Here is a 25,144-nt window from a genome sequence, read left to right on the forward strand (position 1 = left end):
TGCAATCTAACACACCCAGACCTGTGGTATCGCAAGCCACAAACGCAGCCCCAAATCCTGCATTCCAACGAGATGAAATAGCCCTCCTAGCTCTCTGTTACTGATGACGGACTTTCTCTTTTCTACTTTATTAATCCTGCCACCTATTGACTACCCCATCAGCTGTGAGCCAATTCAATATTCTACATTTGAAAGTTGCCTGATTATGTGCGTTTACCATGCAATCGGGCGCGACCACTTTTCATTCAAACTATTTATTTTCAATAAGATGGAAGTATCTCCCCCGTGACTTTATGCCCGTTTTGACTAGATTACACCCGTTTCACAACTGGGAAAGTCTGCGCCAGATCACATATATACCAATAGCCATCCCCTTATAATCAATGCACCCTAACAAGCCAAGGCCAATTATGTTGTCACCTCGTGTTGTTGATATAGAAAAATATGTTATCCAGGCTGGTTCAGTCACAGTAAAGGAGCTTTCAGACCGTTTTTCTGTATCGTTGGAAACAATTCGACGTGATCTGCAAGAATTGGAATCCAATGGCTCCATAAAAAGAGTTCATGGTGGGGCAATATCTCTTGATAATGCAGATGCTGGATTGGCATTTAATAAACGTAAACATGAGCGCTCGATAGAAAAAAAACTGATCGCCTATAAAGCATTGACTCTGATTAAACCGGGCGACATGATTATGCTTGATGCCAGCTCGACGTGCTGGTATCTGGCAGAGGCACTACCAGATATATCACTGACAGTAATAACGAATTCATTCAGAAATGTGCTGAGTCTGGCGGTCAAAAAAAATATAAAAACCATCGCCATCGGTGGTGAGTACTCAGAAAAATATGCAGCCTTTGTAGGTTCGATTGCTAGTGGCAATATCAGCCAGTACCGGGTGGACACCCTGTTTCTCTCCTGCTCCGCATACAGCACCACCAGCGGTATTTGGGAAAACAATGAGATTAACGCCTCAACCAAGAAGGTGATGCTGGTTTCCGCCAAACAAAAGGTGCTACTGGCTGACTCTCATAAAGAAAATCGTTCCGGTATTGTCAGGATCTGCCAGTTCAATGAATTGGACATCATCCTGACAGAAAAACAGGAAAGTAATGTAAGACAATTAAACAGATATAACAAAAAATAGAACCTCATATCCTACGCAATAAAAATACATGGAGTTTACATTATGGCTAATTCATCCCAAGCCGCTGTTTGTGAAAACAGTCGCGATGATATTGCGCCCGAAAGCACAGGTATATCTCATCAGGTGGTACCCAGGAGTATATTGATACCGTTCATGCTGCTGACCAGTTGTTTTGCTCTATGGGGATTAGCAAATAACATGACGGATGTTTTGATTGCACAATTCAAAAAGGTATTTACCTTGACGGATATGCAATCTGGCCTGGTGCAAACAGCCTTTTATGGTGCTTATTTTTGTCTGGCACTGCCTGCCGCACTATTTATTAAACGATTCAGCTATAAAGCCGGTGTACTGCTGGGGCTGGGGTTGTTTTGTACTGGTGCACTGATGTTCTACCCCGCCAGCCAGATCATGACTTATGGGCCCTTCCTTGCTTCCCTGTTTGTGCTGGCTGGCGGACTGTCGATTCTGGAAACCAGTGCAAACCCCTACATCATCGCGATGGGCCCACAAGAGACAGCCACTCGTCGGTTGAACCTCGCGCAATCGTTTAACCCTATAGGCTCAATTACTGGGGTACTGATCGGCAAGTTCTATATTCTCTCGCAACTCAATTCGGCCACTGATGCAGAACGATCCCTGATGTCAGCCGATGAGCTTGGTCAAATCCAGACCGGTGAGCTGGCGGCAGTGATGGGGCCGTATGTAGTGGTGGCGCTGGTCATCGTTGCTGTTTGGCTGGCTATCGCCTTCACCCGCATGCCTATTGCCCATGATGACAGCAACAACGGTCTTGATCTTAAGGGGAGTTTTGCCCGCCTGTTAGCCAAGCGGCACTTTGTACGCGGGGTACTGGGACAGTTCTTCTATGTCGGCGCCCAGATCGGCTGCTGGTCTTACACTATCCGCTATGTCATGACAGAGGTCGGCGGTAATGAAGCCGACGCGTCTACCTACCTGCTTGCGTCCATTGTGCTCTTCTCGGCATGTCGCTTCGTTTGCACTGCACTGATGAAATTTATTTCTCCCGCCCGGTTGCTGGGTCTGCTTGCCGCTGGCGCAGTGCTTTGCCTGCTGGTGGTGATGATGGTCGGCGGTATGGCCGGTGTCTACGGCCTGATTGGCGTGTCGGCTTGTATGTCACTGATGTTCCCCACCATTTTTGGACTCTCGGTACATGGTCTTGGCAAGGACACCCAATTTGGTGGCAGCTGTCTCATCATGGCCATCCTGGGAGGCGCCGTCTTGACCGCCGTCATGGGGCAAATCTCAGACATGGCTGGCATCCGCATGGCATTCACCATTCCGCTTATCGGTTTTATCTACCTCATCCACTTCGGTTTCAAAGGCCACAAGGCATAAGGATCAGACATGAACAAATTAATTGGCGCATTACCCACTATCGGCATTCGTCCCACCATTGATGGTCGTCGCATGGGAGTTCGTGAGTCCCTTGAAGATCAGACCATGACCATGGCTCGCATGACAGCTGATTTCCTTAGCGAGCATCTGCGCCACCCCAGTGGTGAGCGTGTCAGTTGCGTCATTGCCGACAGCACCATTGGCGGTATGGCAGAGTCAGCCGCCTGTGAGGAGAAGTTCAAGGCGCACAATGTTGGCCTCACTATCACAGTGACCCCTTGCTGGTGTTACGGCAGTGAGACCATCGATATGGATCCGTTCCGCCCGAAAGCCATTTGGGGTTTCAACGGTACTGAACGACCGGGAGCTGTTTATCTGGCAGCGGCGTTGGCCGGTCACAATCAGAAAGGGCTGCCCGCATTCTCCATCTATGGACAGGATGTACAGGACGCGGATTGCAAAACCATCCCGCAAGATGTACAGGATAAGTTATTGCGCTTTGCCCGTGCTGGCCTGGTGGTCGCCACCCTGCGTGGCAAGAGTTATCTCTCCCTGGGTGGCGTTTCCATGGGGATTGCCGGCTCTATCGTGGATCACACCTTCTTTGAAGAGTTTTTCGGCATGAAGGTGCAGGCAGTCGATATGACTGAACTGCGTCGCCGGATGGACAAGGGTATCTATGACCCGCAGGAGCTGGACTTCGCCATGGAATGGGCTGGCCAACACTTCAATGAAGGGCCGGATCTCAACCCGCAGGAACGGCAGAGTTCTCCACAGCAGAAGAAGGGCGTATTACGCGAGAGCCTGCTGATGGCGATCTGCATGCGCGACATGATGCAGGGCAATTCCAAACTGGCGGAGCTGGGGTTTGGTGAAGAAGCGCTGGGTTACAACGCAATTGTGGGGGGCTTCCAGGGCCAGCGTCACTGGACGGATCAATATCCCAACGGGGATACCGCGGAGACCTTGCTCAACAGTTCTTTCGATTGGAATGGTGCCCGCGCACCACTCATCATGGGCACCGAAAACGACAGCCTCAACGCCATGACTATGCTGCTGGGTTATGGCCTGACCGGCACGGCCCAGATCTTCTGTGACGTGCGCACCTACTGGTCACCAGATGCCGTGCAGCGCGTCACTGGCCATCAGCTCGCAGGTGCCGCCGAGCACGGCATCATTCACATGATTAACTCTGGCTCTGCCGCGCTCGATGGCACTGGCCAGCAGAAAGATGCCAAAGGCATGCCCACCATCAAACCTCATTGGGAGGTCACTCCTGAGGATATCAAAGCCTGTCTGGGGGCAACCCAGTGGTGCCCGGCTATCGATGAGTACTTCCGGGGCAGTGGTTTCTCCACCCGTTATCTGACCAAGGGTGGCATGCCCTTCACCATGAGTCGCATCAACCTGATCAAGGGGATTGGCCCTGTCTTGCAGATTGCCGAGGGGTGGAGTGTCGAGTTGCCCACCGAGGTGCATAACACCCTGGATGAGCGCACCAACTCGACCTGGCCCACTACCTGGTTTGCTCCTCGCCTGACTGGCAAGGGCCCCTTCCGTGATGTCTATTCGGTCATGGCCAACTGGGGAGCCAACCACGGCGTACTGACCATTGGTCATGTGGGTCATGAATTGGTCACCCTGGCAGCCATGCTGCGCATCCCTGTCTGCATGCACAACCTGGACGAGGCGGCCTTGCTGCGCCCATCCGCCTGGGGGGCACATGGCATGGATGTCGAGGGTCAGGACTACCGCGCTTGCCAAAATTACGGCCCGCTCTACCGTTAATACCCCGTGACAGGGGGTGGCTTGTCACCACCCCCATCCTTTGGTGATTCGTTGTAAGGATCTGTTATGTCACAAGATGTTGTCATTGTTCTCGACTGCGGTGCGACCAACGTCAGGGCCATTGCGGTAGGAAATCAAGGCCAGATTATTGCCAAGGCTGCAGTTGCCAATGCCACTCAGGCGGCTGTCGAAGATAGCCATTGGCACCAATGGTCACTCGATGAAATTCTCCAACGCTTTCAAGTTTGCTGTGAGCAGCTTGTCCCCCAATTGGCGGACTTCACTATCCGGGCCGTCACGGTCACCACATTTGGCGTCGACGGTGCGCTGGTCGATCGTCAGGGACAGTTGCTTTACCCCGTTATCAGCTGGAAATGTCCACGTACCGTGGCGGTGATGGAGCAAGTCCATCGCTATCTTGACCCCGAACTATTGCAACGGGAGTCCGGTATCGGCCATTTCAGTTTCAATACCCTCTACAAACTGATCTGGCTTAAAGAGAATCAGCCCGAGCTGTTTGCACAGGCTCATGCCTGGCTGTTTATCTCTTCTCTGATCAATCACAGATTGACCGGCCGTTTTACAACGGACCGCACCATGGCGGGCACCAGCCAACTGCTTGATCTCAAGCGGGAGTGCTTTAGCTCCACCATTTTGGATGCCATCGATGTGCCTGCCAGCCTGTTTCCGACCATGGTTGAGGCTGGTGAGGTCATTGGCCCATTGCAAGGAGCGTTAGCAACTTTCTTGGGGTTGCCTGAGGGTATTCCGGTCATTGCAGCAGGCCATGACACCCAGTTTGCGCTGGTAGGCTCAGGGGCCGCCGTCAACCAACCGGTTCTCTCATCCGGGACCTGGGAAATCCTGATGGTCCGCAGCCAAGCCGTCGATACTGCGACCCTGCCTGCCATTGCGGGTTCAACCTGTGAACTGGATGCCCAGGCCGGTCTGTTCAATCCGGGTTTGCAATGGCTGGCTTCCGGCGTGCTGGAGTGGATACGTCAGCTCTATTGGCCGGGGACAAACGACTATCAACAGATGATCCGTGAAGCAACGGCCATTCCTGCAGGTTGCGACGGCGTACGAATGACCCCCAATCTGCTGGCCAATGCCGAGGGGATTGGTCAGGGGGCCTTTTCAGGTCTATCGCTGAATACCACGCGTGGTCACTTTTATCGCGCGGCCCTGGAAGCCTTGGCCATGGTGTTGAAAAAACAGTTGGGCCAACTCGAACAAATAGGCCAGTTCAATACCGATCGCCTGTTGCTAGTGGGGGGCGGTTCACGCAACCCGCTTTGGAACCAAATCAAGGCTGATGTGCTCGGCATTCCGGTACTTGCCATCGATGAGTCAGAAACCACCGTGCTGGGAGCCGCCATTTATGCCATGGCCGGCTCTGGCGTACATCCCCATGTGGATGCCGCCCGCCAGGCCATCATTGCCCAGTTCACTACTTTTGAGCCCGCAGCAGACAGTGCGCGCTATCAAGCCATCTATAAGGAATTTGCACTATGAACGCACATAACGATATCCGTCAGGAGTGGAGCATTAATCCCCCCTTGCCCAATTTCATCTACCAATGGAAGGAGGGGTCTGATCCCGTTACGCCGGAGGAGGTACATGCCTTTTTCTACAGCGACGGTATCGAACTCATCAAGCAGCGTATCTGCGATATCGGCCGCCGCTTGTGGCAAAAAGAGTATGTCGATGGCAATGGCGGCAATATCTCGGTGCGTGTCGGTGACAATCTGGTGCTCTGCACCCCGACCCTGATCAGCAAAGGATTCATGACGACGGAAGATATCTGTCTGGTTGATATGGAAGGTCGTCAGAAGGCGGGGGTTCGCCCATCAACCAGCGAGATCAAAACCCATCTCGCCATCATGAAAACCAGCGGTGCCCGCTCGTGTGTTCATGCTCATCCGGCCAACGCCAATGCCTTCTTGATCACCGGGTCCGTGCCTCCCACCGGCATCATGCCTGAACCTGACATCTTCTTCGGTGAGGTAGGGCTGGCAGCCTATGCCACGCCAGGTAGCGAGCAGAATGCCCATAATGTGGGCGAGACTTCCCTCGACCATCAATGCATTTTCATGGAGAACCATGGCGTCATCGTTTGGGGGGATCATGTGGAAGATGCTTATTGGAAGCTGGAAAACGTCGATGCCTATTGCCGCATTCTGCTGCTGGCCACCGAACTGCAAAAACCCATCACCCGGGTGGATGCCGCCTCGATGCGAGACTTCATCAATATCCGGATCGCCCTGGGCATGCCTGATGCGCGAGCCAACCGCAGTGACGATGAACTGTTCAATGCCAACGAGTTTGCCGGTCGCCCGTTACAGACCCGCTAAGGAACCATGATGCTGAAAGGTATTTCTCCTCTCATCAGCCCTGATCTGCTGAAGGTATTGGCCCAGATGGGGCATGGCGATGAAATCATTCTGGCTGACGCCCATTTTCCGGCCCACAGCATGGGACCACAGGTGATCCGGATGGATGGCCTGGGTGTCGATCCCTTGCTCAAGGCAATGGCGCCGCTGTTTGAGCTCGACAGCTATGCGCCGCCGTTGGTGATGATGGCGGCGGTTGCGGGCGATGAGTTGGACCCGACTGTGGAGCGACGCTATCTCGCAGCCTTGGCCGATGCTCGCATCGGTCTGCAGGTAGAGCGGATCGATAGGTTTGCCTTCTATGAACGCGCCAACAAGGCATTTGCCATCGTCGTCACTGGCGAGTGTGCCAAGTACGGCAACATCCTGCTTAAAAAAGGGGTCACTCCCACCAGTTAACACTGGGAGGCGGCGCAGTAGAGCCGCCTCCCCTTCTTTCGCACAAATGTGTGGATAGCCAAGAGACGGCTGCTCTTGGCTATCGATACAACATTGAGGGAATCAAGATGAGTTTTATGCTGGCAATGCCAAAAATCAGTTTTCATGGTCAAGGCGCCATTGCAGACGCCCTGACCTATCTGCAGCAACACAGCCTGAACAAGGCGTTAGTCGTCACGGATCGCGATTTGTATCGCCTTGGTCTACTCACCCCCTTGCTCGATGTGCTGGCAGCGAAGGAGATGGATTATGCCCTCTACCACGAGGTGACGCCCAATCCGACAGTAGCCGTCGTCGATGCCGGGTATCAGGCATTTCGTGAGAATGGCTGCGATTACCTGATCGCTATCGGTGGTGGCAGCGCCATTGATGCGGCCAAGGGGATCAAGATCCTGACAGCCAATCCGGGTCCCATTACCCGCTACAGCGGGGTAGGCAAGGTTGAGCGTGAAGGGGCGTTTCTGGTGGCGATCAATACCACCGCGGGGACAGCGGCAGAAGTCACCAGCAATGCCGTCATTACCGATCCGGTACGCCAAGTGAAAGAGGTGATCATTGATACCCGGATCATTGCGGATATCGCAGTGGATGATCCGGCCATCATGCTCAACATCCCGCAGTCGGTGACGGCGGCAACCGGCATGGATGCGCTGACCCACGCGATAGAGGCTTATGTGGCAAAAGGGGCTCATCCCCTGACCGACCATTCTGCACTGGAAGCGATCCGTCTGATCAGTCGCTACCTGCCTCAGGCGGTCATGCATGGCGATGACATCGAAGGGCGTGAAATGATGGCGTTTGGACAATATCTGGCTGGCATGGCGTTCAACAGTGCCGGGCTGGGATTGGTACATGCGCTGGCCCATCAGCCTGGAGCCACCCACAACCTGCCCCATGGCGTGTGCAATGCGATATTGCTACCTGTAATTTGCGAGTTCAATCGGCCTGTTTGTGTTGCTCGCTTCGCCCGTATCGCTCAGGCCATGGGGGTTGATACCCGACAGATGAGTGAAGAGGCCGCGAGCATGGCGGCCATTGATGCCATCAAGGCACTCTCTGCCAAGGTTGGGATCCCTGCCGGTTTCGGTCTACTGGGGATCAAGGAGAGCGATATCGATGGCTGGATCAACAAAGCATTGGCGGACCCCTGTGCGCCAGGTAATCCCAGAACTGCAGATGCCAAACAGGTAGAACACCTTTATGCCTTGGCAATGTAATTTCATATCGCTAGCGATCCTTACTCCAGAGCACATGTTATCTGCTGGACAACCATCTCCCTAGCTGGTTCGGTCGGGCCATAACAGCTAAAACCAAGTAACAACACTACAAAGGTACGAATACCGCACCTAAATAGATATGCCCCCTGACAGAGGGGGCTGCACTTATCGCGCCCCTCTGACAATACACCGCATCAAGTTTGCGTCAGTTCATACCGACGGTTACTACCTCATCGGCCATATGCTTCACCAAGTGTGTGTCATGGCTTACTAACAACAAGGACAAACCGTCACGCTCGACGCATTGTTTGAGCACTGATATCACCTGTTGCTGGCTGATAGGATCGAGCCGCGACGTTGCCTCATCAGCAAATAACACTTTGGGATTGAGCAGCATGGCCCGAGCTAGAGCCAAACGTTGCAGCTCACCGCCCGATACTTGCTCTGGGGTATTCACCAGCAAATCTGGAGACAAGCCAAGCTGTTCCAGCCAATGATCCACACGAGATCGTTCGATACCGTGGCGTTTTTGCAGGTCAGCAAATTGTACCGCTAGCGGTAGACGGTTAATAAAGGCTGCTGGCGGATCCTGATAGAGCTTCTGTATTTGCTCATCGCACAGCAATGGCTGACGTATAATCGCCCCTTGTTGCAATGGCCTGAACCCGGTGACCAGATTGCCAAGGGTGGTCTTGCCACCACCACTCGGACCCGTCAGCACAGTCACCTGACCCGGAGCAAGAGTAAGGTTTATTCCGTCAAACAAGGTCTGTTCACCGATACGATGACCGAGTTGTTCCGCGCGGATCAACCATGGCTGGCTGCGAGCCACCTTGTGCCAATTCGGCCAATGGCGCGGCTCGGCACGCAGCAAAGTACGGGTATAATCCTGCGCCGGGTTGACCAGCACCTGTGAAGCCTCACCACACTCAACCAGTCTTCCTTCGCACAAGATCCCGACATCACCGCCCAGCACGTCTGCCAACGCCACATCGTGGGTGATGGTCAGCAGCAGGCGTTCCTCGCCACAGGCCTCGCGTAGACGCGAGGCCACCTCCTGCTTCATCGACTCATCAAGTCCCTTAGTAGGCTCATCAGCCAACAGTAGCTGTGCACCGGCTGCTTGCGCCATCGCCACGGTGATACGCTGGCACATGCCTCCCGAGAGTTCCCCTGGGTATTTGTACTGGTGGGAAGTGAGTGCAAGGCGTTCAAGCAGCTTATCTGTTCCCTTTCTCGCCGTACTGCGACGCCAGCCACGTACCCAGTGAAACACGTCACGGATCTGCAATCCGGCGTGACGGGTCGGGTCGAGAGCACGCCATGGCTCTTGCGGCAACATGGCCAGAGTTCGTCCCCACAGTGCCCGCCGCGCTGTCGCCGGCAATGTCGATAAGCATCGCTCTCCCAGCCAAATGGAACCCTCCATCGAGAGCGAGGGCGGCAACGTCCCCATGATCGCCTGCATGGTGAGAGATTTACCCGCCCCCGAGCGCCCGAGCAGGGTAAAAGGTCTACCTGGGAGCAGCGTAAACGATACGTCATCTACTAGCACCCGTTCACCGTGGCGGATGATCAAGTGTTCAACTCTCAGCAACTCATTCATGAGGGCGCTCTCCGGACAGCAATTGAATCGACAACACAAACATCAAGATCACGAGAGAGGGAGCAAGTACCAACCAGGGGGCATCTGCGTAATAGGGCATTGCCTCTGCGATCAGGGTTCCCAGCTCGGCAGTGGGAGGTTGTAACCCGACACTGATGGCGCTCAGGGTCGCAATTGCCACGATAGCGGTGGTGATTGCAAATCCGGCCAACAGTGCCATCTGCGGCAACAAGTACGGCAGTACGATCCGGCGCAATACATACAGCGGTCCAAAATCAAGACGGCGTACAGCTTCAACCTGCGACGTGGCTAGGCTGGTGCGGGTCATGCTGCGGCTGACTCGAAAGAACTCAACCCATAGAGTCAGTGAAAGGCCAAGAAACAGTGTCAGGGCCTGCCCCGGAGCAAAAGCCATCACCAACAGCACCAACAGCAGACCCGGCAGCGCCATCATGGTATCGGTAAGATAACCCAGCGAGCGATCCAGCCAGCCACCGCGCCAGGCTGCCACTATCCCGAGCAGCATACCCGGCACAGCGGCGCAGGCGACGGTCAGCAACGACAGTCCAATTGAGAGCCGGCTGCCATGTACCAGACGACTCAAGACATCACGCCCATAGTGATCGGTGCCCAGCCAATGACCACTGCTGCCAGGGGGAAGCAAAATGGCCAACAGATCCTGACTGATAGGGTCGTGTGTCAACCAAAGCGGGCCAAAGCAGGTGATGCAGAGCGTGAGAAGCAATAGTCCCCACCCCAGTAATCGGGCCACCGTCATGGGGTTATTCGCCATGCTCACGCCCCTCCAGTGGGTTCAGCCAACGACTAGCCATATCGGTAAGCAGGGATATGGCAATAAAAAGCAGGCACATCACCAGCACTGCCCCCTGCAACATGGGTACATCACGGTCGATGATGGCATGCACCAGCGCGTGTCCAATACCGGGATAGGCAAACAGGGATTCGACGACCACCACTCCTTCAATTAAGGTGACCAGTTGCACACTGAGATAAGCAATCGCAGGGATCGCCCCATTGCGTGCAGTGTGGCTGACCAAAAGAGCCGACAGCGGTAACCCTTTATAGCGGGCGAAGGTGAGATAACTGCTGGTCTTCACCTCGCGAACGGCGTTACGGATCACCCTTGACGATACCGCCGCGAGTCCCAACGATAGTGTTAGAGAGGGCAACACCAGATGCTGCACAGAGCCAAATCCTGCCACAGGGAACCATCCCAATTGATAGCCAAACAGCCACATCAGAAACAAGGCAATGATAAATGGCGGTATGCAGCGCAGTAGCACCGACCCGGCCAGTGAAGTGCGGTCGATTATCCCACCGTGACGCCAACCCGTTATGGCTCCAAGGGGAATTGCCAATAGCAGCGAGAATAGCCAGGCACAGCTGGCCAGCAGAACACTGTGTCCCAGCTGGCTTGCGAGCGCCGAGCTAACCGCCTCGCCAGTTACCAGGGAGTAACCCAGATCCAAAGTCAGCAACTGTCCGAGTGAAGCCAGGTATTGCATTGATAATGACTTATCCAGACCAAGCTCGTTGCGCACCTGCTCGGCGGCTAGCGCACTCATGCCGTCAGGGCCATAGCGACCAGCAGCAATACGCATCGCCGGGTCACCCGGTAGGGTGTGCAAGAGTGCAAAGCAGAGGGTCGCAACCACCAAACTGACTGCAACCAGTTGAACCAGTCGTGACAACCAGGGACTACCTCGCCTCATTATGGCCTCCACTCCAGTTCGGCCAGGTGGTAACTCAGCTCATACGGGTCAACATAAAGATGGGAAAGCTGTTTGTTGCTGGCTACAACCAACTCAGACCACGCGATGGGGATCACGGGCAACTCCTGTTGCAGATGACGCAAGATAACCCTGTGCAGTTGCTGATTCTCGCTCTGCTTAGCCTGACCACTCTCGAGTGCCTGTAATGCAGAGGTCAGCTCGTTATTGGACCAATTCATAGCGCCCCAGTCCCCACCTTTGGGGCCGAAGTCACTACTGAGGACACCCAGCGGGTCAGGCGTCAGAGAGAAATTGCGCGACAGTAACCCTACCTGAAGCGACCCATCACGATGCTTGCTGACAATCTCGGAGCTGTTACCAACCGAGACCGCTAGATCAACACCTACTTCACGCCACTGAGCCTGGATTGCGGTGGCTAGCACTGGCAGCTCTGGCCAAGTTGAGAAAGTTGTCAGGGTCACGTGAAACGCTTGGCCGCCTTTTTGCAAAATTCCATCTGCTCCAAGTTGCCAACCAGCCTCACGCAACAAAGCTCTCGCTTTATCGAGATCGCGAGTTAGTGCAGGGAGGTCGCGGTCATGCCAGGCAACAACCGACGGCGGGAACAACTGGGTCGCGGCTAAACTGGAGTTTCGTAAGATAGCTGTTGCAAGCGCCGGGCGGTCAAGGGCCAGGCTCAGTGCTTGACGCACGCGTACATCGCTAAAGAAGGGAGAGCCTGCGTTGAGCTTAAGTAGGCGAGTACGCGGCAGGGTCACAATATCCAATGATACATTCGGCACACGTTTCACCGAATTCACCGACAGTGGCAACAAGGAAAAAACCAGATCAGCCTGCCCACTTTGGGCCATCAGGGCACGAGTTTCTCCTTTGCCAACGGCCAGATATTCAACTTCTTTGATGTGCGCCGGAGTCTTCCAATAGTGATCAAACCGCACCATGCTGACTTTTAGTGGAGTAAGGACCTGTTTGATTTGATATGGGCCAGAGCCAATAACAGCAACCGCCTTACCACTCTTATCGAATGAACTGTCGGCCAGAATCTGGGTGCTGTAGTTGGCAAGATATGCCGCAAGCGGCGCAAACGGGCGTGAGAGCAGGATCACCACCTCACTGTCCTTAGTCTCTATATGAGAAATCGGCGCCTGTGACAGCACACCGGAGCCCTTATGGGCCCGCTCAAGCGCACGCTGTACCACACCTGCATTAAGTTGTGAGCCATCGTGCATCAACACATTTTTGCGCACGTCGAAATGCCAGGCGAGACCATCCCTGGAGATAGTCCAGCCAGTGGCCAGTAACGGAGTCAACTTACCATTACGGTCAACCGTGACGAGGGTTTCCGCGACTTGCAGCCGGGTAAATAGATAACCATTCTGGTCCGGCTCGAGTGAGCTAACTTCCAGTGGCGATACCACATGCAATGGCTTGGCAAGGGCAAACGGGGACAAAAGAAATGCCAGCAATAGGCTGGTGATTTGAAACAGTGACAAGATGAATCTCCATTATGTTATATCATAACACTTTATAATGATGGTCGTCATAAAATGCAAATCATTATCATCGACTGTTCACTGCAATGTTCTGCATGCGAGCTGAATTGCCTCTATCACCTTGAGAGTAACCCTAGGGCTACTCGACTCCTTGTTTGAGTTGATGAAGGTGCTGTTGTACACACCGGACTATAGTTGCGTCAGCAAGAAAGTAGTTTATCGGCAACCCTTTAGGGCTCGTATCACCGACATAGTTATCATTTCGACGGGTCTCAAGGTACTTGATGAAGGCGAGTAGAAAGTCAGGGAGCACAACGCCGAGGTATTGCCAACCCTGCTCAACCCTTTATGGTACAAGTTAGGGCGTGTTTCTGCGGATGATGCCTAAATCAACTGATAACACACGTTATCACAGGCGAAATGTGGTAGAGCAGTGCTTGGGATGGTTGAAGATATTTCACCTATTCCCAACGAGATATGAAAGCTGGTGGGAAGTTTTCTAGCCTTCATCCTGGCCGGTCACTTACCCTATGAGCGTATGCGTATTGTGTACGACAAACTGCGCAAATTTAGCACTTTTCTGCACACAGGAAACTGCGCAAAATCGAAATACAATGGTAACGAAATATTGTGGATTCCAATGCGACAAGGCCTGGAGAGGAAGTAGAACACTTGGAAAGTGCGCAATTGCGCAGAACTGAGCAAAACGAAATGCATCGGTACGCAGTAGAATTGTCGTGAGTATAGAACTAGGAATGTGAGGGCAATAGCTCTTGGCATCACTGGTAACCTGACCCAGCATTTCAGTGGGGTAGACAGGTACACAATGACTGAAGTGTGAGGTGACGGACATGGGTTACCCACCCTTAACCCTAATTACGCAAAACAGAACTGGGGAAGTTGGCTTTTCCTGTACAGATGTATGGGCCAAAGTATGGGCTGGCATAAGCTTTAAATGACAAGCCCGCGACTGGCGCGGGCTTGATAAGAATGAATGGCGGAGAGACAGGGATTCGAACCCTGGGTGGCATTGCTGCCACAATTGATTTCGAGTCAATCCCGTTCGGCCACTCCGGCATCTCTCCACGGGGCATCATTGTTACCGGAGCCGCCTCTGGAAATCAACTTGAATCTCTTTAAAGATCAAACAACTGCACATAAAACCAGCAGATGAGCGCATGCCCGGTGGCGAGATGTTCCCCGCCGTCGTGCCTGCTGTCGATGCAGTACCGACGCCAAGACACTCCCCCTGCATGGGTGCCGCCAGCGTTACTCACCACTCATCCCCTCTCCTACCGCCCTCCAAGCATGCTGTTCATTGCAGGTTATGCTGCCTTGCATTAAAAACGGGCAAGAAACAGTCAAAATGATGGATTGCCACGTCGGGACCCGGCTGTAACCCTGGTCGGCCAAGCTGGCAATCGTCACCCGTTTGACTGACAATTTCCCCCTTTTACCCAAGGCGGTCGCCTCGCGCCCCCCTCATCTCAATCAGACAGGAAGTACATGTTCATAGCACGAACCCTCTCATTGCTGGCGCTGACCGCCAGCCTGCTGACGGCTCCGGTCCTCGCCACCACCTATCCGCTGCCCCCGGCTGGCAGCCGCCTGATCGGCGAACTGGAGGACTACATAGTCCAGCCAGATGAACATCTTGAGCTCATCGGCAAGCACACCCAGATTGGTTTTCTGGCGCTGCTCGAAGCCAATCCGGGGGTGGACCCCTATTTGCCCAAGCCGGGCACCCGGCTGACCCTGCCAACCCAGATGCTGCTGCCGGATGTGCCTCGCGAGGGCATCGTCATCAATCTGCCGGAGCTGCGCCTCTACTATTTCCCGAAAGGCAAAAACGAAGTGATGGTGCTGCCCATCGGGATCGGTGACATAGGGCGGGAGACGCCGGAGATGACCACCACGGTCATCGCCAAGAACCCCAATCCGACCTGGGTGCCCGGCCCCATGGTGCGCAAGTCCTGGCTCGAGCAAAAGGGGATCACCCTGCCGGCGGTGGTGCCGCCCGGTCCCGACAATCCCCTCGGCAAGTTCGCCATGCGCCTCGGTTATGGCAAGCAGGACTACCTCATCCACGGCACCAACAAGGATTTTGGCGTCGGTCTGCGGGTCAGCGCCGGCTGCATTCGGTTGCGCCCCGACGACATCGAGGCCCTGTTCAAGATTGTCCCCATCGGCACTCAGGTGAGGGTGATCAACCAGCCGGTCAAAACCGCCATCGAGCCCGATGGCCGCCACTGGCTGGAGGTACACTCCCCGCTCTCCCGTACCGAACTGGAGCTGGAGCAGGGCGCCCCGCTGATCCTCTCCCCCGAGGTGGAAGCCTTCATCGCCAAACCGGAAGTCGATGGTGACAAGGCCGCCAGCGTGCTAAACAGCAAGAACGGTATCCCCCGTCCCGTCAGCGGCTGATGGCCAACCATGTTCACGAGGATCTTCATGAGCTACCGCGTTTTTTGTCTGCTGGCCCTGCTGCTGAGCCCGGCGGTATCGGCCGACATCCTCTGGATGGACAACGGTGACCGGCTGACCGGCACCATAGAGGAAATAGGTGACCAGCAGGTGCGCATCGCGCTCCCTTACAGCGCCCCCGTCACCGTCAAGCGCGAGGCGGTCAAGCGCTGGCGCATCGAGAAGCAGGACAAACCCAAACCGACCGTCAAGACCGGCATTACCCTGCTGGCCCTGACGCCGGATGACCAGAAAGCCTGGCTGTGGAGTGGCAGCAGCGATCTGAACGTCAAGCTCAAGCACAGCGACAAGCAGACCAACAACGTCAACCTGAAGGCCTCCACCGAGGTGGCCAACCTCGACTGGCGCTATACGCTGGATGGGGAGTACATCTACGAGACCGCCAACAACGTCACCAACAGCCATGAGTACCGGCTCAAGCCCATGCTGGACTTCTTCTTCGACCAGCGCTGGTTTCTGCGCTCCGCCGTCGACTTTGAATACCAGATGCTGAGCCCCGAATACATGGATGTAGGTTATGTGGCCGGACCTGGTTACCGGTTCTGGAACGACAAGCGGCGACGGCTGGAGCTGATCAGCCAGGCCGGATTGGAGCGTTCCTACGTCAGGCCGGGTTATTGGGACAACTTCATCATCCCCGATATTTTCAATGACAGGATCATTAGCTATCCCCTGATGGGCCTTGGTTGGGACTACCGCCAACCCATCGCGCTCTGGTCGGAGCAACTGGAGCTGTTCAGCAAGGGCACCTACAAGCGCTATCTGGACCAGCCATCGCCCTATATCACTCGGGAGCAGGCCGTAAAAGGCAGCCTGGGGATGCGCTACTACTTCAACGACCACCTGCGCCTCTCCTGGTCGAGCGAGCTCGATTGGGAAGATGCCAGATTGGACTATCAAGGTGTTCAGACCCCCTTATCAGACAAAGAGTGGCGCCACCTGATAAGCCTGGGGGCCAGCTTCTAGCACTCGGGGCAAGCCATGGATCCGTGAGTGGCGCCTACATAGAGGCAACATAGGCAAGTGCAACAAACGCCATAAACAAAACAGGCTCACCGAGGTGAGCCTGTTTTTTTCAATACGATTCATGCCAGCGGGTGACACCGTCACCCCGTCAGAAGTAGATACGGGTGACCGATTCAATGACGCAGCCTGGGCGACGAATGCCCTCGATCTCGACCTTGATCTCCTTGAGCAGCTCCAGCCCCCCCTTGATCGGGGTAACCCGAGCCAGCTTGGTGCGGGCGCGGATGTTGCTGTCCACCTTGATGGGGTACGGGAAACGCACCTGATCCAGGCCGAAGTTCACCACCATGCGGGCGGTCGGAAACTCGGGGGTGGCCTCGTTGATGCTGCCCGTCAACCGTGGCAACAACGCCAGGGTCAGGAAGCCATGGGCAATGGTGGTCTTGAACGGTGACTCGGCTGCCGCGCGCTCCGGATCGGTGTGGATCCACTGGTTGTCGCCGGTCACGGCGGCAAACTCGTTGATCATCTGCTGGCTGACCAGCAACCACTCACCGACATGGGTCTCTTCGCCGATGCGCTCCTGCAAGGTGGAAAACAAGGCTGCTGCCTCGCCGCTGAGCTCCACGGCAGGGGTATCCAGCGGCACGGGCTGACCGTTGACGGCTTGCGCCACGCCCTGCTGTTGCTGCGTGGACTGGCTGTCGCTCTGCAAATCCAGCACCCGGCCCAGCAGAGGGTGGAGGTGTGCCTTTTGCTGAAACTCACGCCAGTAGTCGCGGATCGCCGGAGAGAGCCAATCCTTGAGCTCAAAGGGGTGCTGCGCCAGTATTTCGCGCTTGCGCTTCAGAAAATCGACAACTTTCATGTACCGATCCCTATTCGATTCAAAGCCTGTAAAGAGGTCTAACCAGTCCTATTTTATGAAAGTTTCAACTGCAAGTGCAAAAAAATCTCAGCGTACAACTGTACCGAGAGTGAAAGTAATCACTAACATGCGGGCGCCAGCCCAGATGCCACAAGGGGAGAAACGATTGTCATGGGTGCCGGGTATCGACCCAGACTGGCCACTGACCCCCCCTAAAAACAAGGGGCATACCATCGGTATGCCCCTTGTCGTCGTCCCGCTTCAGCCGGCTCAGGCGTTATCGTGCGCCATTGGCGACCACCACTGTTTGCTGGCCGCCTCGTCTTGGAAAGACCAGGCCAGGACCCGGCTCACCTTGTTGCCCTGGGCCATCTCGAGCACCCGCACCTGACGGGCCCCGACCCGGCTCAGCCCCTGCTTCGCCGCCGGCAAGTTCTCTTTTTTTGACACCAGCGAGCTGAACCAGAGGCACTGGCTGGCGAATGCTTTGCTTTGAGTGATCATGCTCGCCAGAAAGGCGGCCTCCCCCCCTTCGCACCAGAGCTCGGCCTTCTGGCCGCCGAAATTGAGCACCGGTTTGGCCGTCGCATCCTTGCCCAAGTTGCGCAGCTTGCGCTCCGTACCCTTGCTCGCCTCTGCCAGTGAAGCATGAAAGGGAGGATTGCAGAGGGTCAGCGCAAAACGCTCGCGCGGCGCCACAATCCCCTGAAAGATGTCGCCAGCCTTGCCCTGCAGACGGCATTCGATCTGGCTGCCCAGCCCGTTGCTCTTGGCCAGCAGAGTAGCGGCCTTGACCGACACAGGATCGATGTCGGAGCCGACGAAGCGCCAGCCATATTCGCGGGCCCCCAGCAGCGGATAGATACAGTTAGCACCGACCCCGATATCCAGCACCCGCACGCCCTTGCCGGTCGGCACCTTGCCGGCACTCTCGGCCAGCAGATCGGCCACCCGATGCAGGTAATCCACCCGCCCCGGGATGGGCGGGCAGAGATAGCCGGCCGGCAGATCCCAGTGCGCAATGCCATAGTGCAGCGCCAGCAACGCTTTGTTCAGCGCCTTGACGGCGGCCGGATCGGCAAAATCCAGGGTCTGGGTGCCGTGCTCGTTGACGAACACGAAGGGCTGCAGCTCGGGGGTACGCTGGCAGAGCGCATCGAAATCATAGGGAGCCTGATGGCGATTGCGTGGATGCAATCCAGATTTGCGGTCGGAATGGGTCTTCATGCTGGGCCTGCCGAGGAAAACGGGCCCACACTATAGTGACTTGGCCCCGGAAAGTCTAAATGACGGCCATAAAAAACCGGGCTGTCGAGCCCGGTTCAAGTGAGGTTGGAAAAACAGTCCGTACTGCGAGCCGTTTGTCCAGCCTGACTCAGATGTCGATCCGGCGTGCCTGCCAGAATTTGCTGCGCCAGTAAGAGCTGTCGAGCTTGGAGCGCGTCACCCCGGCGCGGGTGGAGGCGTGAATGAATTCACCATTGCCCACATAGATGCCGACATGATTGAGACGACGATTGATCTTGAAGAACACCAGGTCACCTTCGACCAGATCCTGCTTGGAAACGCGAGTGCCTTCATGGACTTGGGAGCGGGTATCACGGGGAAGTTCGATGCCGACGGCGTTGCGGAACACTTCACGGGCGAAGGCGGAACAATCGATGCCGCGCTGGCTGCTGCCGCCCATGCGGTAAGGAACACCGCGCCACTCTTTGTATACTGTCAGGATTTCGTTTACATCTGGGGTTTGCGAAGCTTCCGGTTCAATAACGGGTTCCATCATGGAAACTTCGATCTTGCTCGCGACCTCGGGCTGGGGTGCCGAGGCACAACCCACCATTCCGAGCGCGACCAGCAGTAGCATCAGGTGGCGCAATCCTTTATCCCCGCAAAATAGTAAAACTTGTTAAAATACGGCCCGAACGGGCAATTTATAAGGCAACAGCACCCGACTATATCCAAGAATTCTATCGAGGCAAGCGAAAATCCCTATCGACCTCACATTTTTGCAAGGAAATGCATTATTTTTCCTGATTAATGTGATCGTGGCCAAACAATATACAATCTCGAAAGGGGCCACCCAGGCCGGATCAAACTGACTTTTATCGCTGTTTCAGCATGCTTTTTAAGTGAAAAATTATGATCTCTGTGGATCTCTATTTGTTAAAACCGGCAAACACGGACGCCGACCAGCTGAGCCTGCTGCAAACCCTGCTCTCCCTCGAAGAACGGCAGACATGGCAGTCCATCGGTCAGCTGGCACGCCGCCAGGAGTACCTGCTCAGCCGTGGCTTGCTGCGACGGCTGCTGGCCGAGCGCCTGCAGTGCCGGCCCGATGCGCTGCAGTTTTGCAGCAATCCGCACGGCAAGCCGGCACTGAGCGACGGGCGCTGGCAGTTCAACCTCAGCCACAGCGGTGACTGGCTGGCGATCGCCCTCTGTGCCGCCGGCCCGCTCGGAGTGGACATAGAGATGGGCCAGCGGCGCCGCCAGACTCTGCCACTGGCCCGCCGTTTTTATGCGCAGAGTGAATATGAGTGGCTGCTCGCCCTGCCAGAGGCGGAGCAAGAGTCGGCCTTCTATCGATTCTGGTCGCGCAAGGAGGCGGTATTGAAGGCTCACGGCGCCGGCATCGCCGCCGGTCTCGACAAGGTGCTCTTCGTGCCAGAGGAAGCCTGGCGGCTCGACAACCAACTCGATGAACAGGATTACCAGGTACAGGATTGGCCCATCGGCCGGGGCTGGCTCAGCCTGGCCGCACCGACCCTTGCCGTCAACGGCTGGCTGCTCGATGGCAGCTTGAATTCTGTGCCCATCAACCCCATGTTAACTCACACCATTTTCCAAGAGTCAGCCTCATGATCGTCGACATCCATCCCCAGAACTTCCAAAGCGCCCTGATCGATGCTTCCATGAAAAAGCCGATCGTCATCTATTTCCACGCCCCCCAGATGCCGGAGTGTCAGGCCATGACCCCGCAGGTGGAAGCGCTGGTCGGCCCGGCCAATCCCCAGGTGACCCTGGCCAGGGTGGACATGAACGATCCGCAGCTGCAGCCGCTGGCAGGCCAGCTCGGCCTGCGCGCCCTGCCGGCGCTGGTGCTGTTCCACCAGGGCCGCCCTGACGAGCAGGCCATTCTGGAAGGCCCACAGGACGAAGCCACCCTGCGCCACTACTTTGCCGCCTTCGCCCCCAAGGAGGAGGAGCTGCTGTTCGAACAGGGACAGCAGGCGCTGGCGGAGGGTCAGGCGGACCTTGCCTATGCCCATCTCGGCAAGGCCCATCAGCTGGCACCGGAGCGCCACGACATCAGCCTGTGGCTCATTCAGGCGGCGCTCGATCTCAATCTGCTGGACGAAGCGCAGGAACGGCTGGGCAAGATCCCGATGATCGCCCAGGACGATCACTACCAGACCCTGACATCCCGGTTGGCACTGGCCCAACAGGCCGCCGACAGCCCGGAGCTGCGGGCGCTGGAAGCCCGTCACCAGCAGGAGCCGGACAACTTTGCCCTGGCTCAGGAGCTGGCGGTGCAATACAGCCAGGCTGGCCGGCAGGAAGAGGCGCTGACGCTGCTGTTTACCATCCTCAAGCGCGATCTCGCCTTCGGTGATGCCAAGAAGACCTATCTCGACATCCTGACCACCATGGGCAGCAACCCGGCGGCGCAGAGCTACCGTCGCAAGCTCTACAGTCTGCTCTACTGATCGATGCGGGAATGAAAAACGGGGTGATGCCGAGTGTTCGGTATTGCCTTGTCAGGCGGGTATCAGCGGGGAAAACGCGGGAATTTGACGAATTTCAGGCAAAAAAAAATGGCGCATAACTGCGCCATTTTTTTCGCATGGATTACTTCTTGTAGGAAGTAGCCATGTTGTCGATGCGCTGGTTAGCACGCATAGCTTCTTGCTTGGCTTCTGCAACATCAGCAGCGATCTTGGATTGATCAGCACGAACAGCGCTAACATCTTGAGCCAGTTGGTCAACTTTGTTAGACAGATTCTGAACGGAAGTTTCCAGTTCGCTGGTGTTTGCACAACCGCCCAGCAGAGCGGACAGACCAACAACACCTACCAACAACATTTTTTTCATTTTAAAAGCTCCCTTTAACTCGCCAGACGTTTAGCAAGCGGCGTGATTATGGCACAAAAAAATCATAGTTTGGATAGGCCCCATCACAGATAAATGCATTAAAACCCTCATTTTTTTTTAAACGTACACTTTTTGTGCAAAGTTAAGCCAAAAATGAGGGTCTCTGGATGAGGTTCGCACAAAGCGTAACCAAATTTTGGGCTTATTACAATTTCGTATGAGGCTCAGGCTGAACGTTCTGACAGCAATTGACGATATTGCACCAGATCCTCGATGGTCAGCACCGGCATCTGATGCTGACGACCGAATGCCACCAGATCCGGCAGCCGCGCCATGGAACCATCTTCCTTGGTCAGTTCGCACAACACCCCGAACGGTTTGAGTCCGGCCAGCTGCATCAGATCGACCGTGGCTTCGGTGTGGCCACGACGGGTCAACACCCCGCCGGTGCGGGCCCGCAGCGGGAAGACGTGACCCGGGCGGTGCAGGTCGGATGGTCTGGCGCCGTCGGCGATGGCGGCCCGAATGGTGGTGATGCGATCGGCCGCCGACACGCCGGTGGTCACCCCCTGCGCCGCTTCGATGGTCACGGTGAAGGCGGTCTGATAATGGCTGGAGTTGGCCTCCACCATCATCGGCAGTTCGAGCTGGCGTACCCGCTCGTCGGTCAGGCAGAGGCAGACGATGCCGGAACACTCGCGGATCATCATCGCCATCTGTTCATTGGTCATGGATTCCGCGGCGAAGATGAGATCCCCTTCGTTCTCCCGATCTTCATCGTCGGCCACCAGCACGCCGCGACCTGCACGCAGGGCTGCCAGCGCCGCTTCGACACGGGCAATGGGATCACCAAATTCACTGAGAAGAGACTGATTCATGGTAAGACTCCTAAATAAGACAAGGACCAGAATCAGGGCATGGAAAGGCAGACAGAGATAGGTATGCAGCGGCCGGCCCATGGGGCTTACCTGCAATATCTGTCTTATCCTCTTTCATCCGGACTATGACCGTCGGCTCCGGCATCTCACCGGATCTGCTGACCCCGTCCCGGTGCAATACCGGGTCGGGCGCTCGCGGGCTCCCCGAGTCACATCGGGATACCGCCGGTGGGGAATTTCACCCCGCCCTGAGAATAAGCGCAGACAGCGTAAAGAAAAAAAACGCCGGATACCAGCCCAAAACCCATCAAAGATGAATAGCGTACCGCTTGTGGCCGCATTGCATCAGGGCGCACGGCGCACTGTCTTTTCTGATTTTGTTTGTGGCATAGTGCCTGAAAAAACGCGCAGCCTGCGCAGACTCAGGCGCCAACAACACAAACGGAATCATGACAGAGATGGAAAAGAAAATACTGCTGACGGACTGTCCGGACGCCAAGGGCCTCATCGCCAAGATCACCAACATCTGCTACAAGCACCAGCTCAACATCAACAAGAACGACGAGTTCGTGGATCACGAAAACGGCCGTTTCTTCATGCGCACCGAGCTGGAGGGACGCTTCAACGACGAGACCCTGCTGGCGGATCTGGATGATGCCCTGCCCGCCGGTGCCCAGCGCCGCCTGGTCAAGGCCGGCAAGAAACGCATCGTCATCCTGGTGACCAAGGAGACCCACTGCCTCGGCGACATCCTGATGAAGAACTACGCCGGTGCGCTGGACATGGACATAGTAGCGGTGATCGGCAACTACGACACCCTCGCCGAGTTGACCGGCAAGTTCGACATTCCGTTCCACACCGTCAGCCACGAGGATCTGAGCCGCACCGAGCACGAAGAGCAGGTGCGCGCCATCATCGACGGCTACCAGCCCGACTACGTGGTGCTGGCCAAGTACATGCGGGTGCTGACCCCGAGTTTCGTCGAGGCCTATCCGCGCAAGATCATCAACATCCACCACTCCTTCCTGCCCGCCTTCATCGGTGCCCGCCCCTATCGCCAGGCGTTCGATCGCGGGGTCAAGCTGATCGGCGCCACCGCCCACTTCGTCACCGACGATCTGGATGAGGGCCCCATCGTCGAGCAGGACGTGATCCACGTCGATCACACCTTCAGCGCCGACGACATGGCCAAGGCTGGCCGCGACGTGGAGAAATCTGTGCTGAGCCGGGCACTGGAGCTGGTGCTGAACGAGCGGGTGTTCGTCTACGGCAACAAGACGGTGGTATTCAAGTAATCCCGGCCACTGAAAACAACAAAGGCTCCCGCGGGAGCCTTTGTTGTATGTGCACTAAAGCAACGTCAATCAGAGCGGCAGACCGTTGACGGTCATGGCCCCCTTGTCGAGCTTGAGCTCGGCCGTCAGTTGCTCCTTGTCCGCCTTGAGGTAACCCATGGCGGCGAACTGATCCAGCATGGGCGCCAGCTGCGGCACCGCCTTGCCCAGCTTGCCGCTCAGGTTCGCGTGCAGCAGGCCGGAGAGCGCGTGCATCCCCTCTTCGCTGTTGAACAGCTGCTCGAGCGAGGTGGCCGCCAGCTTGATGTCGCCCTTCATGGCCACCGGCTCGCCATTGAGGTGGGAGCTCAAGTCCACCAGCTCCAGCGTGGCGCCACGCTTGAGCATCTTGTCCAGCGCCTGCTGGATCGCCTCCTCTTCCACGCCTTGGCCGCTGGAGGCCTGCAGCGCCTGATAGCCTTCCAGATCAAGCCCCTTCAGATTGAGGGCCAGCTTGCTCTGGGTCAGTGCCAGGTTGTCGGTCTCGTTCTCCAGATTGAGGGTGTCCACCTTCATCTGGTAGCTGCTGGAGAGGGTCTGGGCATTATCCCCCGCCAGCTGGGTTTCGGTGGTCAGCCCCTGCAGGGAGACCTTGACGCTGTCCGGCAGCTGTACCGACAGCGCGGAGAGGGTCATGTCGCTGCGGGGAGAGAGCCAGATCCCGCTGATCTCGGCCATGTCGGCACTGCCCTTGAGCTCGGCCAGCACCATGTCCATCTTGTTCTGCTCTTCATGCACCGTCATGCCCTGCCAGTGGAAGGTGACGTGACCATTGCCTTCCAGATCGCCGTGATAGTCGCCCTTCATCGGCAGGAAGTTGAACTCGTCGAGCCCCTGCTTGATCTTGAACTCGTTGGCCCAGAAGCGGCTGCTGTTGCTGGCGGTCCACAGGCTGCTGACCGACTCGATGCCGAACTGCCACTGCTCCATCTTGAAGGCGTTGAACACCGGCGCCAGCGAACCCTGCTTGGTGTCGAGCAGCATGTGGCTCTTGATGTAGAGCGGCAGGATGCGGCTGGTGACGATGAACTGCGCCTCGACCGGCTCGCTCCCCTCCAGCTGACCATCCAGGCTGGCCAGGGTCTGCGGGGTGACCACCACCTTCAGCACGCCATCGCGAGCGAACAGGTTGCTCGAGCTCGGCTGCCAGCTCAGTTCGACGCCGCTCTCCTGCTTCACCTTGGCGATCTGCTCGGCCATGATGCGATCGAACGTGTTGCCCGTGTACCAGCAGGCACCCAGCCCACCCACCACCAAGGCCGCCGTGACGGCCAGCGCTACTCGCTTCTTCATCTTCTTCTGTTTCTCCAGGGAGTGATTGCC

Annotated in this window: 22 protein-coding genes, 1 tRNA gene, 1 pseudogene and 1 riboswitch; of the genes and pseudogenes, 13 read left to right on the top strand and 11 right to left on the bottom strand. The window is 56.2% G+C overall.

The window, feature by feature from the left end; genetic code table 11:
* Positions 1-410 precede the first annotated feature (410 nt).
* The 7 genes from OKB87_RS10325 (at position 411) to fucO (ending at position 8,346) form a co-directional block, all read left to right on the top strand.
* Entirely contained in the window at positions 411-1,148 is a 738-nt protein-coding gene (locus tag OKB87_RS10325; protein ID WP_075384366.1) for a DeoR/GlpR family DNA-binding transcription regulator, read from the top strand.
* A gap of 42 nt (positions 1,149-1,190) precedes the next feature.
* On the top strand, positions 1,191-2,510 hold the full coding sequence (gene fucP, locus OKB87_RS10330; RefSeq protein ID WP_043159120.1) for an L-fucose:H+ symporter permease: 1,320 nt from the start codon (positions 1,191-1,193) through the stop codon (positions 2,508-2,510).
* Between the two features lie 9 nt (positions 2,511-2,519).
* Entirely contained in the window at positions 2,520-4,298 is a 1,779-nt protein-coding gene (locus OKB87_RS10335) for an L-fucose isomerase (protein ID WP_016350006.1), read from the top strand.
* A 66-nt stretch (positions 4,299-4,364) separates the two neighbouring features.
* Positions 4,365-5,813: an L-fuculokinase gene (fucK, locus tag OKB87_RS10340; protein WP_016350005.1), complete on the top strand. Its 1,449-nt coding sequence runs from the start codon at positions 4,365-4,367 to the stop codon at positions 5,811-5,813.
* Positions 5,810-6,652, top strand: a complete 843-nt coding sequence (locus tag OKB87_RS10345; protein WP_016350004.1) for a class II aldolase/adducin family protein — start codon at positions 5,810-5,812, stop codon at positions 6,650-6,652. The genes fucK and OKB87_RS10345 overlap by 4 nt, the downstream gene beginning before the upstream one ends.
* A gap of 9 nt (positions 6,653-6,661) precedes the next feature.
* A complete protein-coding gene (gene fucU / locus OKB87_RS10350; protein WP_016350003.1) occupies positions 6,662-7,090 on the top strand; it encodes an L-fucose mutarotase in 429 nt (142 codons plus the stop codon).
* A 107-nt stretch (positions 7,091-7,197) separates the two neighbouring features.
* Positions 7,198-8,346 carry a lactaldehyde reductase gene (gene fucO / locus OKB87_RS10355; protein WP_016350002.1) on the top strand — a complete coding sequence of 383 codons (1,149 nt, stop codon included), beginning with the start codon at positions 7,198-7,200 and terminating at the stop codon, positions 8,344-8,346.
* Between the two features lie 205 nt (positions 8,347-8,551).
* Here the strand turns inward: fucO and OKB87_RS10360 are convergent, their stop codons facing one another.
* The 4 genes from OKB87_RS10360 to OKB87_RS10375 are packed head-to-tail and all read right to left on the bottom strand — an operon-like array spanning position 8,552 to position 13,199.
* Entirely contained in the window at positions 8,552-9,952 is a 1,401-nt protein-coding gene (locus OKB87_RS10360; protein WP_016350001.1) for an ABC transporter ATP-binding protein, read from the bottom strand.
* Positions 9,945-10,745, bottom strand: a complete 801-nt coding sequence (locus OKB87_RS10365) for an ABC transporter permease (protein WP_016350000.1) — start codon at positions 10,743-10,745, stop codon at positions 9,945-9,947. Before OKB87_RS10365 ends, OKB87_RS10360 begins: the two co-directional genes overlap by 8 nt.
* Entirely contained in the window at positions 10,735-11,685 is a 951-nt protein-coding gene (locus OKB87_RS10370) for an ABC transporter permease (RefSeq protein ID WP_016349999.1), read from the bottom strand. Before OKB87_RS10370 ends, OKB87_RS10365 begins: the two co-directional genes overlap by 11 nt.
* Positions 11,685-13,199: an ABC transporter substrate-binding protein gene (locus tag OKB87_RS10375; protein ID WP_016349998.1), complete on the bottom strand. Its 1,515-nt coding sequence runs from the start codon at positions 13,197-13,199 to the stop codon at positions 11,685-11,687. Before OKB87_RS10375 ends, OKB87_RS10370 begins: the two co-directional genes overlap by 1 nt.
* Positions 13,200-13,305: 106 nt before the next feature.
* On the opposite strand from OKB87_RS10375, the pseudogene OKB87_RS10380 reads away from it, so the two are divergent.
* Positions 13,306-13,584 (top strand): annotated as a pseudogene (locus OKB87_RS10380) (transposase); the annotation flags it as partial.
* Between the two features lie 610 nt (positions 13,585-14,194).
* On the opposite strand, the gene OKB87_RS10385 reads toward OKB87_RS10380, so the two are convergent.
* Positions 14,195-14,284, bottom strand: a tRNA-Ser gene (locus OKB87_RS10385).
* A 421-nt stretch (positions 14,285-14,705) separates the two neighbouring features.
* Between OKB87_RS10385 and OKB87_RS10390 the strand changes: the two genes are divergently transcribed.
* Both OKB87_RS10390 and OKB87_RS10395 read left to right on the top strand, forming a co-directional pair.
* Positions 14,706-15,623 (top strand): L,D-transpeptidase family protein, encoded by a 918-nt coding sequence (locus tag OKB87_RS10390; protein WP_270827356.1) that lies wholly within the window; start codon positions 14,706-14,708, stop codon positions 15,621-15,623.
* Between the two features lie 27 nt (positions 15,624-15,650).
* On the top strand, positions 15,651-16,649 hold the full coding sequence (locus OKB87_RS10395; RefSeq protein WP_270827357.1) for a DUF481 domain-containing protein: 999 nt from the start codon (positions 15,651-15,653) through the stop codon (positions 16,647-16,649).
* Between the two features lie 148 nt (positions 16,650-16,797).
* Here OKB87_RS10395 and OKB87_RS10400 read toward each other — a convergent pair whose 3' ends face one another.
* From OKB87_RS10400 to OKB87_RS10410, 3 genes are all read right to left on the bottom strand, one after another.
* Positions 16,798-17,517 carry a MaoC family dehydratase gene (locus OKB87_RS10400; protein ID WP_270827359.1) on the bottom strand — a complete coding sequence of 240 codons (720 nt, stop codon included), beginning with the start codon at positions 17,515-17,517 and terminating at the stop codon, positions 16,798-16,800.
* A 270-nt stretch (positions 17,518-17,787) separates the two neighbouring features.
* A complete protein-coding gene (rlmF, locus tag OKB87_RS10405) occupies positions 17,788-18,744 on the bottom strand; it encodes a 23S rRNA (adenine(1618)-N(6))-methyltransferase RlmF (RefSeq protein WP_270827360.1) in 957 nt (318 codons plus the stop codon).
* A gap of 148 nt (positions 18,745-18,892) precedes the next feature.
* Positions 18,893-19,381 (bottom strand): C40 family peptidase, encoded by a 489-nt coding sequence (locus tag OKB87_RS10410; protein WP_005298673.1) that lies wholly within the window; start codon positions 19,379-19,381, stop codon positions 18,893-18,895.
* Between the two features lie 275 nt (positions 19,382-19,656).
* On the opposite strand from OKB87_RS10410, the gene OKB87_RS10415 reads away from it, so the two are divergent.
* Together OKB87_RS10415 and OKB87_RS10420 are read left to right on the top strand one after the other, a co-directional pair.
* Positions 19,657-20,379 carry a 4'-phosphopantetheinyl transferase family protein gene (locus tag OKB87_RS10415; protein ID WP_270827362.1) on the top strand — a complete coding sequence of 241 codons (723 nt, stop codon included), beginning with the start codon at positions 19,657-19,659 and terminating at the stop codon, positions 20,377-20,379.
* Positions 20,376-21,224 (top strand): tetratricopeptide repeat protein, encoded by an 849-nt coding sequence (locus OKB87_RS10420; RefSeq protein ID WP_270827363.1) that lies wholly within the window; start codon positions 20,376-20,378, stop codon positions 21,222-21,224. Before OKB87_RS10415 ends, OKB87_RS10420 begins: the two co-directional genes overlap by 4 nt.
* 142 nt (positions 21,225-21,366) lie before the next feature.
* On the opposite strand, the gene OKB87_RS10425 is transcribed toward OKB87_RS10420, so the two are convergent.
* The gene (locus OKB87_RS10425; protein ID WP_010634682.1) at positions 21,367-21,609 is read right to left on the bottom strand and encodes an Lpp/OprI family alanine-zipper lipoprotein; all 243 of its coding nucleotides are present in this window, start codon (positions 21,607-21,609) and stop codon (positions 21,367-21,369) included.
* Between the two features lie 224 nt (positions 21,610-21,833).
* Positions 21,834-22,487, bottom strand: a complete 654-nt coding sequence (gene ribB / locus OKB87_RS10430) for a 3,4-dihydroxy-2-butanone-4-phosphate synthase (RefSeq protein WP_011705223.1) — start codon at positions 22,485-22,487, stop codon at positions 21,834-21,836.
* A gap of 102 nt (positions 22,488-22,589) precedes the next feature.
* A riboswitch (FMN riboswitch) is annotated at positions 22,590-22,747 on the bottom strand.
* Positions 22,748-22,945: 198 nt separating this feature from the next.
* Between ribB and purU the strand changes: the two genes are divergently transcribed.
* A complete protein-coding gene (purU, locus tag OKB87_RS10435; RefSeq protein WP_011705222.1) occupies positions 22,946-23,782 on the top strand; it encodes a formyltetrahydrofolate deformylase in 837 nt (278 codons plus the stop codon).
* Between the two features lie 69 nt (positions 23,783-23,851).
* On the opposite strand, the gene OKB87_RS10440 is transcribed toward purU, so the two are convergent.
* Positions 23,852-25,114, bottom strand: coding sequence for a DUF945 family protein (locus OKB87_RS10440; RefSeq protein ID WP_252376731.1), 1,263 nt, complete (start codon positions 25,112-25,114; stop codon positions 23,852-23,854).
* Between the last annotated feature and the right edge of the window lie 30 nt (positions 25,115-25,144).

The organism is Aeromonas sp. Y318-1 (genome assembly GCF_027706125.1).
Taxonomy (GTDB): domain Bacteria; phylum Pseudomonadota; class Gammaproteobacteria; order Enterobacterales; family Aeromonadaceae; genus Aeromonas; species Aeromonas hydrophila.

Excerpts from the sequence above, each read along its gene's own strand:
- fucK (WP_016350005.1), top strand. The coding sequence starts at position 4,365 with ATGTCACAAGATGTTGTCATTGTTCTCGACTGCGGTGCGACCAACGTC.
- OKB87_RS10390 (WP_270827356.1), top strand. The coding sequence starts at position 14,706 with ATGTTCATAGCACGAACCCTCTCATTGCTGGCGCTGACCGCCAGCCTG.
- rlmF (WP_270827360.1), bottom strand. The coding sequence starts at position 18,744 with ATGAAGACCCATTCCGACCGCAAATCTGGATTGCATCCACGCAATCGC.
- OKB87_RS10410 (WP_005298673.1), bottom strand. The coding sequence starts at position 19,381 with ATGCTACTGCTGGTCGCGCTCGGAATGGTGGGTTGTGCCTCGGCACCC.
- OKB87_RS10420 (WP_270827363.1), top strand. The coding sequence starts at position 20,376 with ATGATCGTCGACATCCATCCCCAGAACTTCCAAAGCGCCCTGATCGAT.
- fucO (WP_016350002.1), top strand. The coding sequence starts at position 7,198 with ATGAGTTTTATGCTGGCAATGCCAAAAATCAGTTTTCATGGTCAAGGC.
- OKB87_RS10370 (WP_016349999.1), bottom strand. The coding sequence starts at position 11,685 with ATGAGGCGAGGTAGTCCCTGGTTGTCACGACTGGTTCAACTGGTTGCA.
- OKB87_RS10425 (WP_010634682.1), bottom strand. The coding sequence starts at position 21,609 with ATGAAAAAAATGTTGTTGGTAGGTGTTGTTGGTCTGTCCGCTCTGCTG.
- purU (WP_011705222.1), top strand. The coding sequence starts at position 22,946 with ATGGAAAAGAAAATACTGCTGACGGACTGTCCGGACGCCAAGGGCCTC.
- OKB87_RS10365 (WP_016350000.1), bottom strand. The coding sequence starts at position 10,745 with ATGGCGAATAACCCCATGACGGTGGCCCGATTACTGGGGTGGGGACTA.
- OKB87_RS10335 (WP_016350006.1), top strand. The coding sequence starts at position 2,520 with ATGAACAAATTAATTGGCGCATTACCCACTATCGGCATTCGTCCCACC.
- OKB87_RS10400 (WP_270827359.1), bottom strand. The coding sequence starts at position 17,517 with ATGAAAGTTGTCGATTTTCTGAAGCGCAAGCGCGAAATACTGGCGCAG.
- OKB87_RS10360 (WP_016350001.1), bottom strand. The coding sequence starts at position 9,952 with ATGAATGAGTTGCTGAGAGTTGAACACTTGATCATCCGCCACGGTGAA.
- OKB87_RS10345 (WP_016350004.1), top strand. The coding sequence starts at position 5,810 with ATGAACGCACATAACGATATCCGTCAGGAGTGGAGCATTAATCCCCCC.
- OKB87_RS10395 (WP_270827357.1), top strand. The coding sequence starts at position 15,651 with ATGAGCTACCGCGTTTTTTGTCTGCTGGCCCTGCTGCTGAGCCCGGCG.
- OKB87_RS10440 (WP_252376731.1), bottom strand. The coding sequence starts at position 25,114 with ATGAAGAAGCGAGTAGCGCTGGCCGTCACGGCGGCCTTGGTGGTGGGT.
- OKB87_RS10415 (WP_270827362.1), top strand. The coding sequence starts at position 19,657 with ATGATCTCTGTGGATCTCTATTTGTTAAAACCGGCAAACACGGACGCC.
- ribB (WP_011705223.1), bottom strand. The coding sequence starts at position 22,487 with ATGAATCAGTCTCTTCTCAGTGAATTTGGTGATCCCATTGCCCGTGTC.
- fucP (WP_043159120.1), top strand. The coding sequence starts at position 1,191 with ATGGCTAATTCATCCCAAGCCGCTGTTTGTGAAAACAGTCGCGATGAT.
- OKB87_RS10325 (WP_075384366.1), top strand. The coding sequence starts at position 411 with ATGTTGTCACCTCGTGTTGTTGATATAGAAAAATATGTTATCCAGGCT.
- fucU (WP_016350003.1), top strand. The coding sequence starts at position 6,662 with ATGCTGAAAGGTATTTCTCCTCTCATCAGCCCTGATCTGCTGAAGGTA.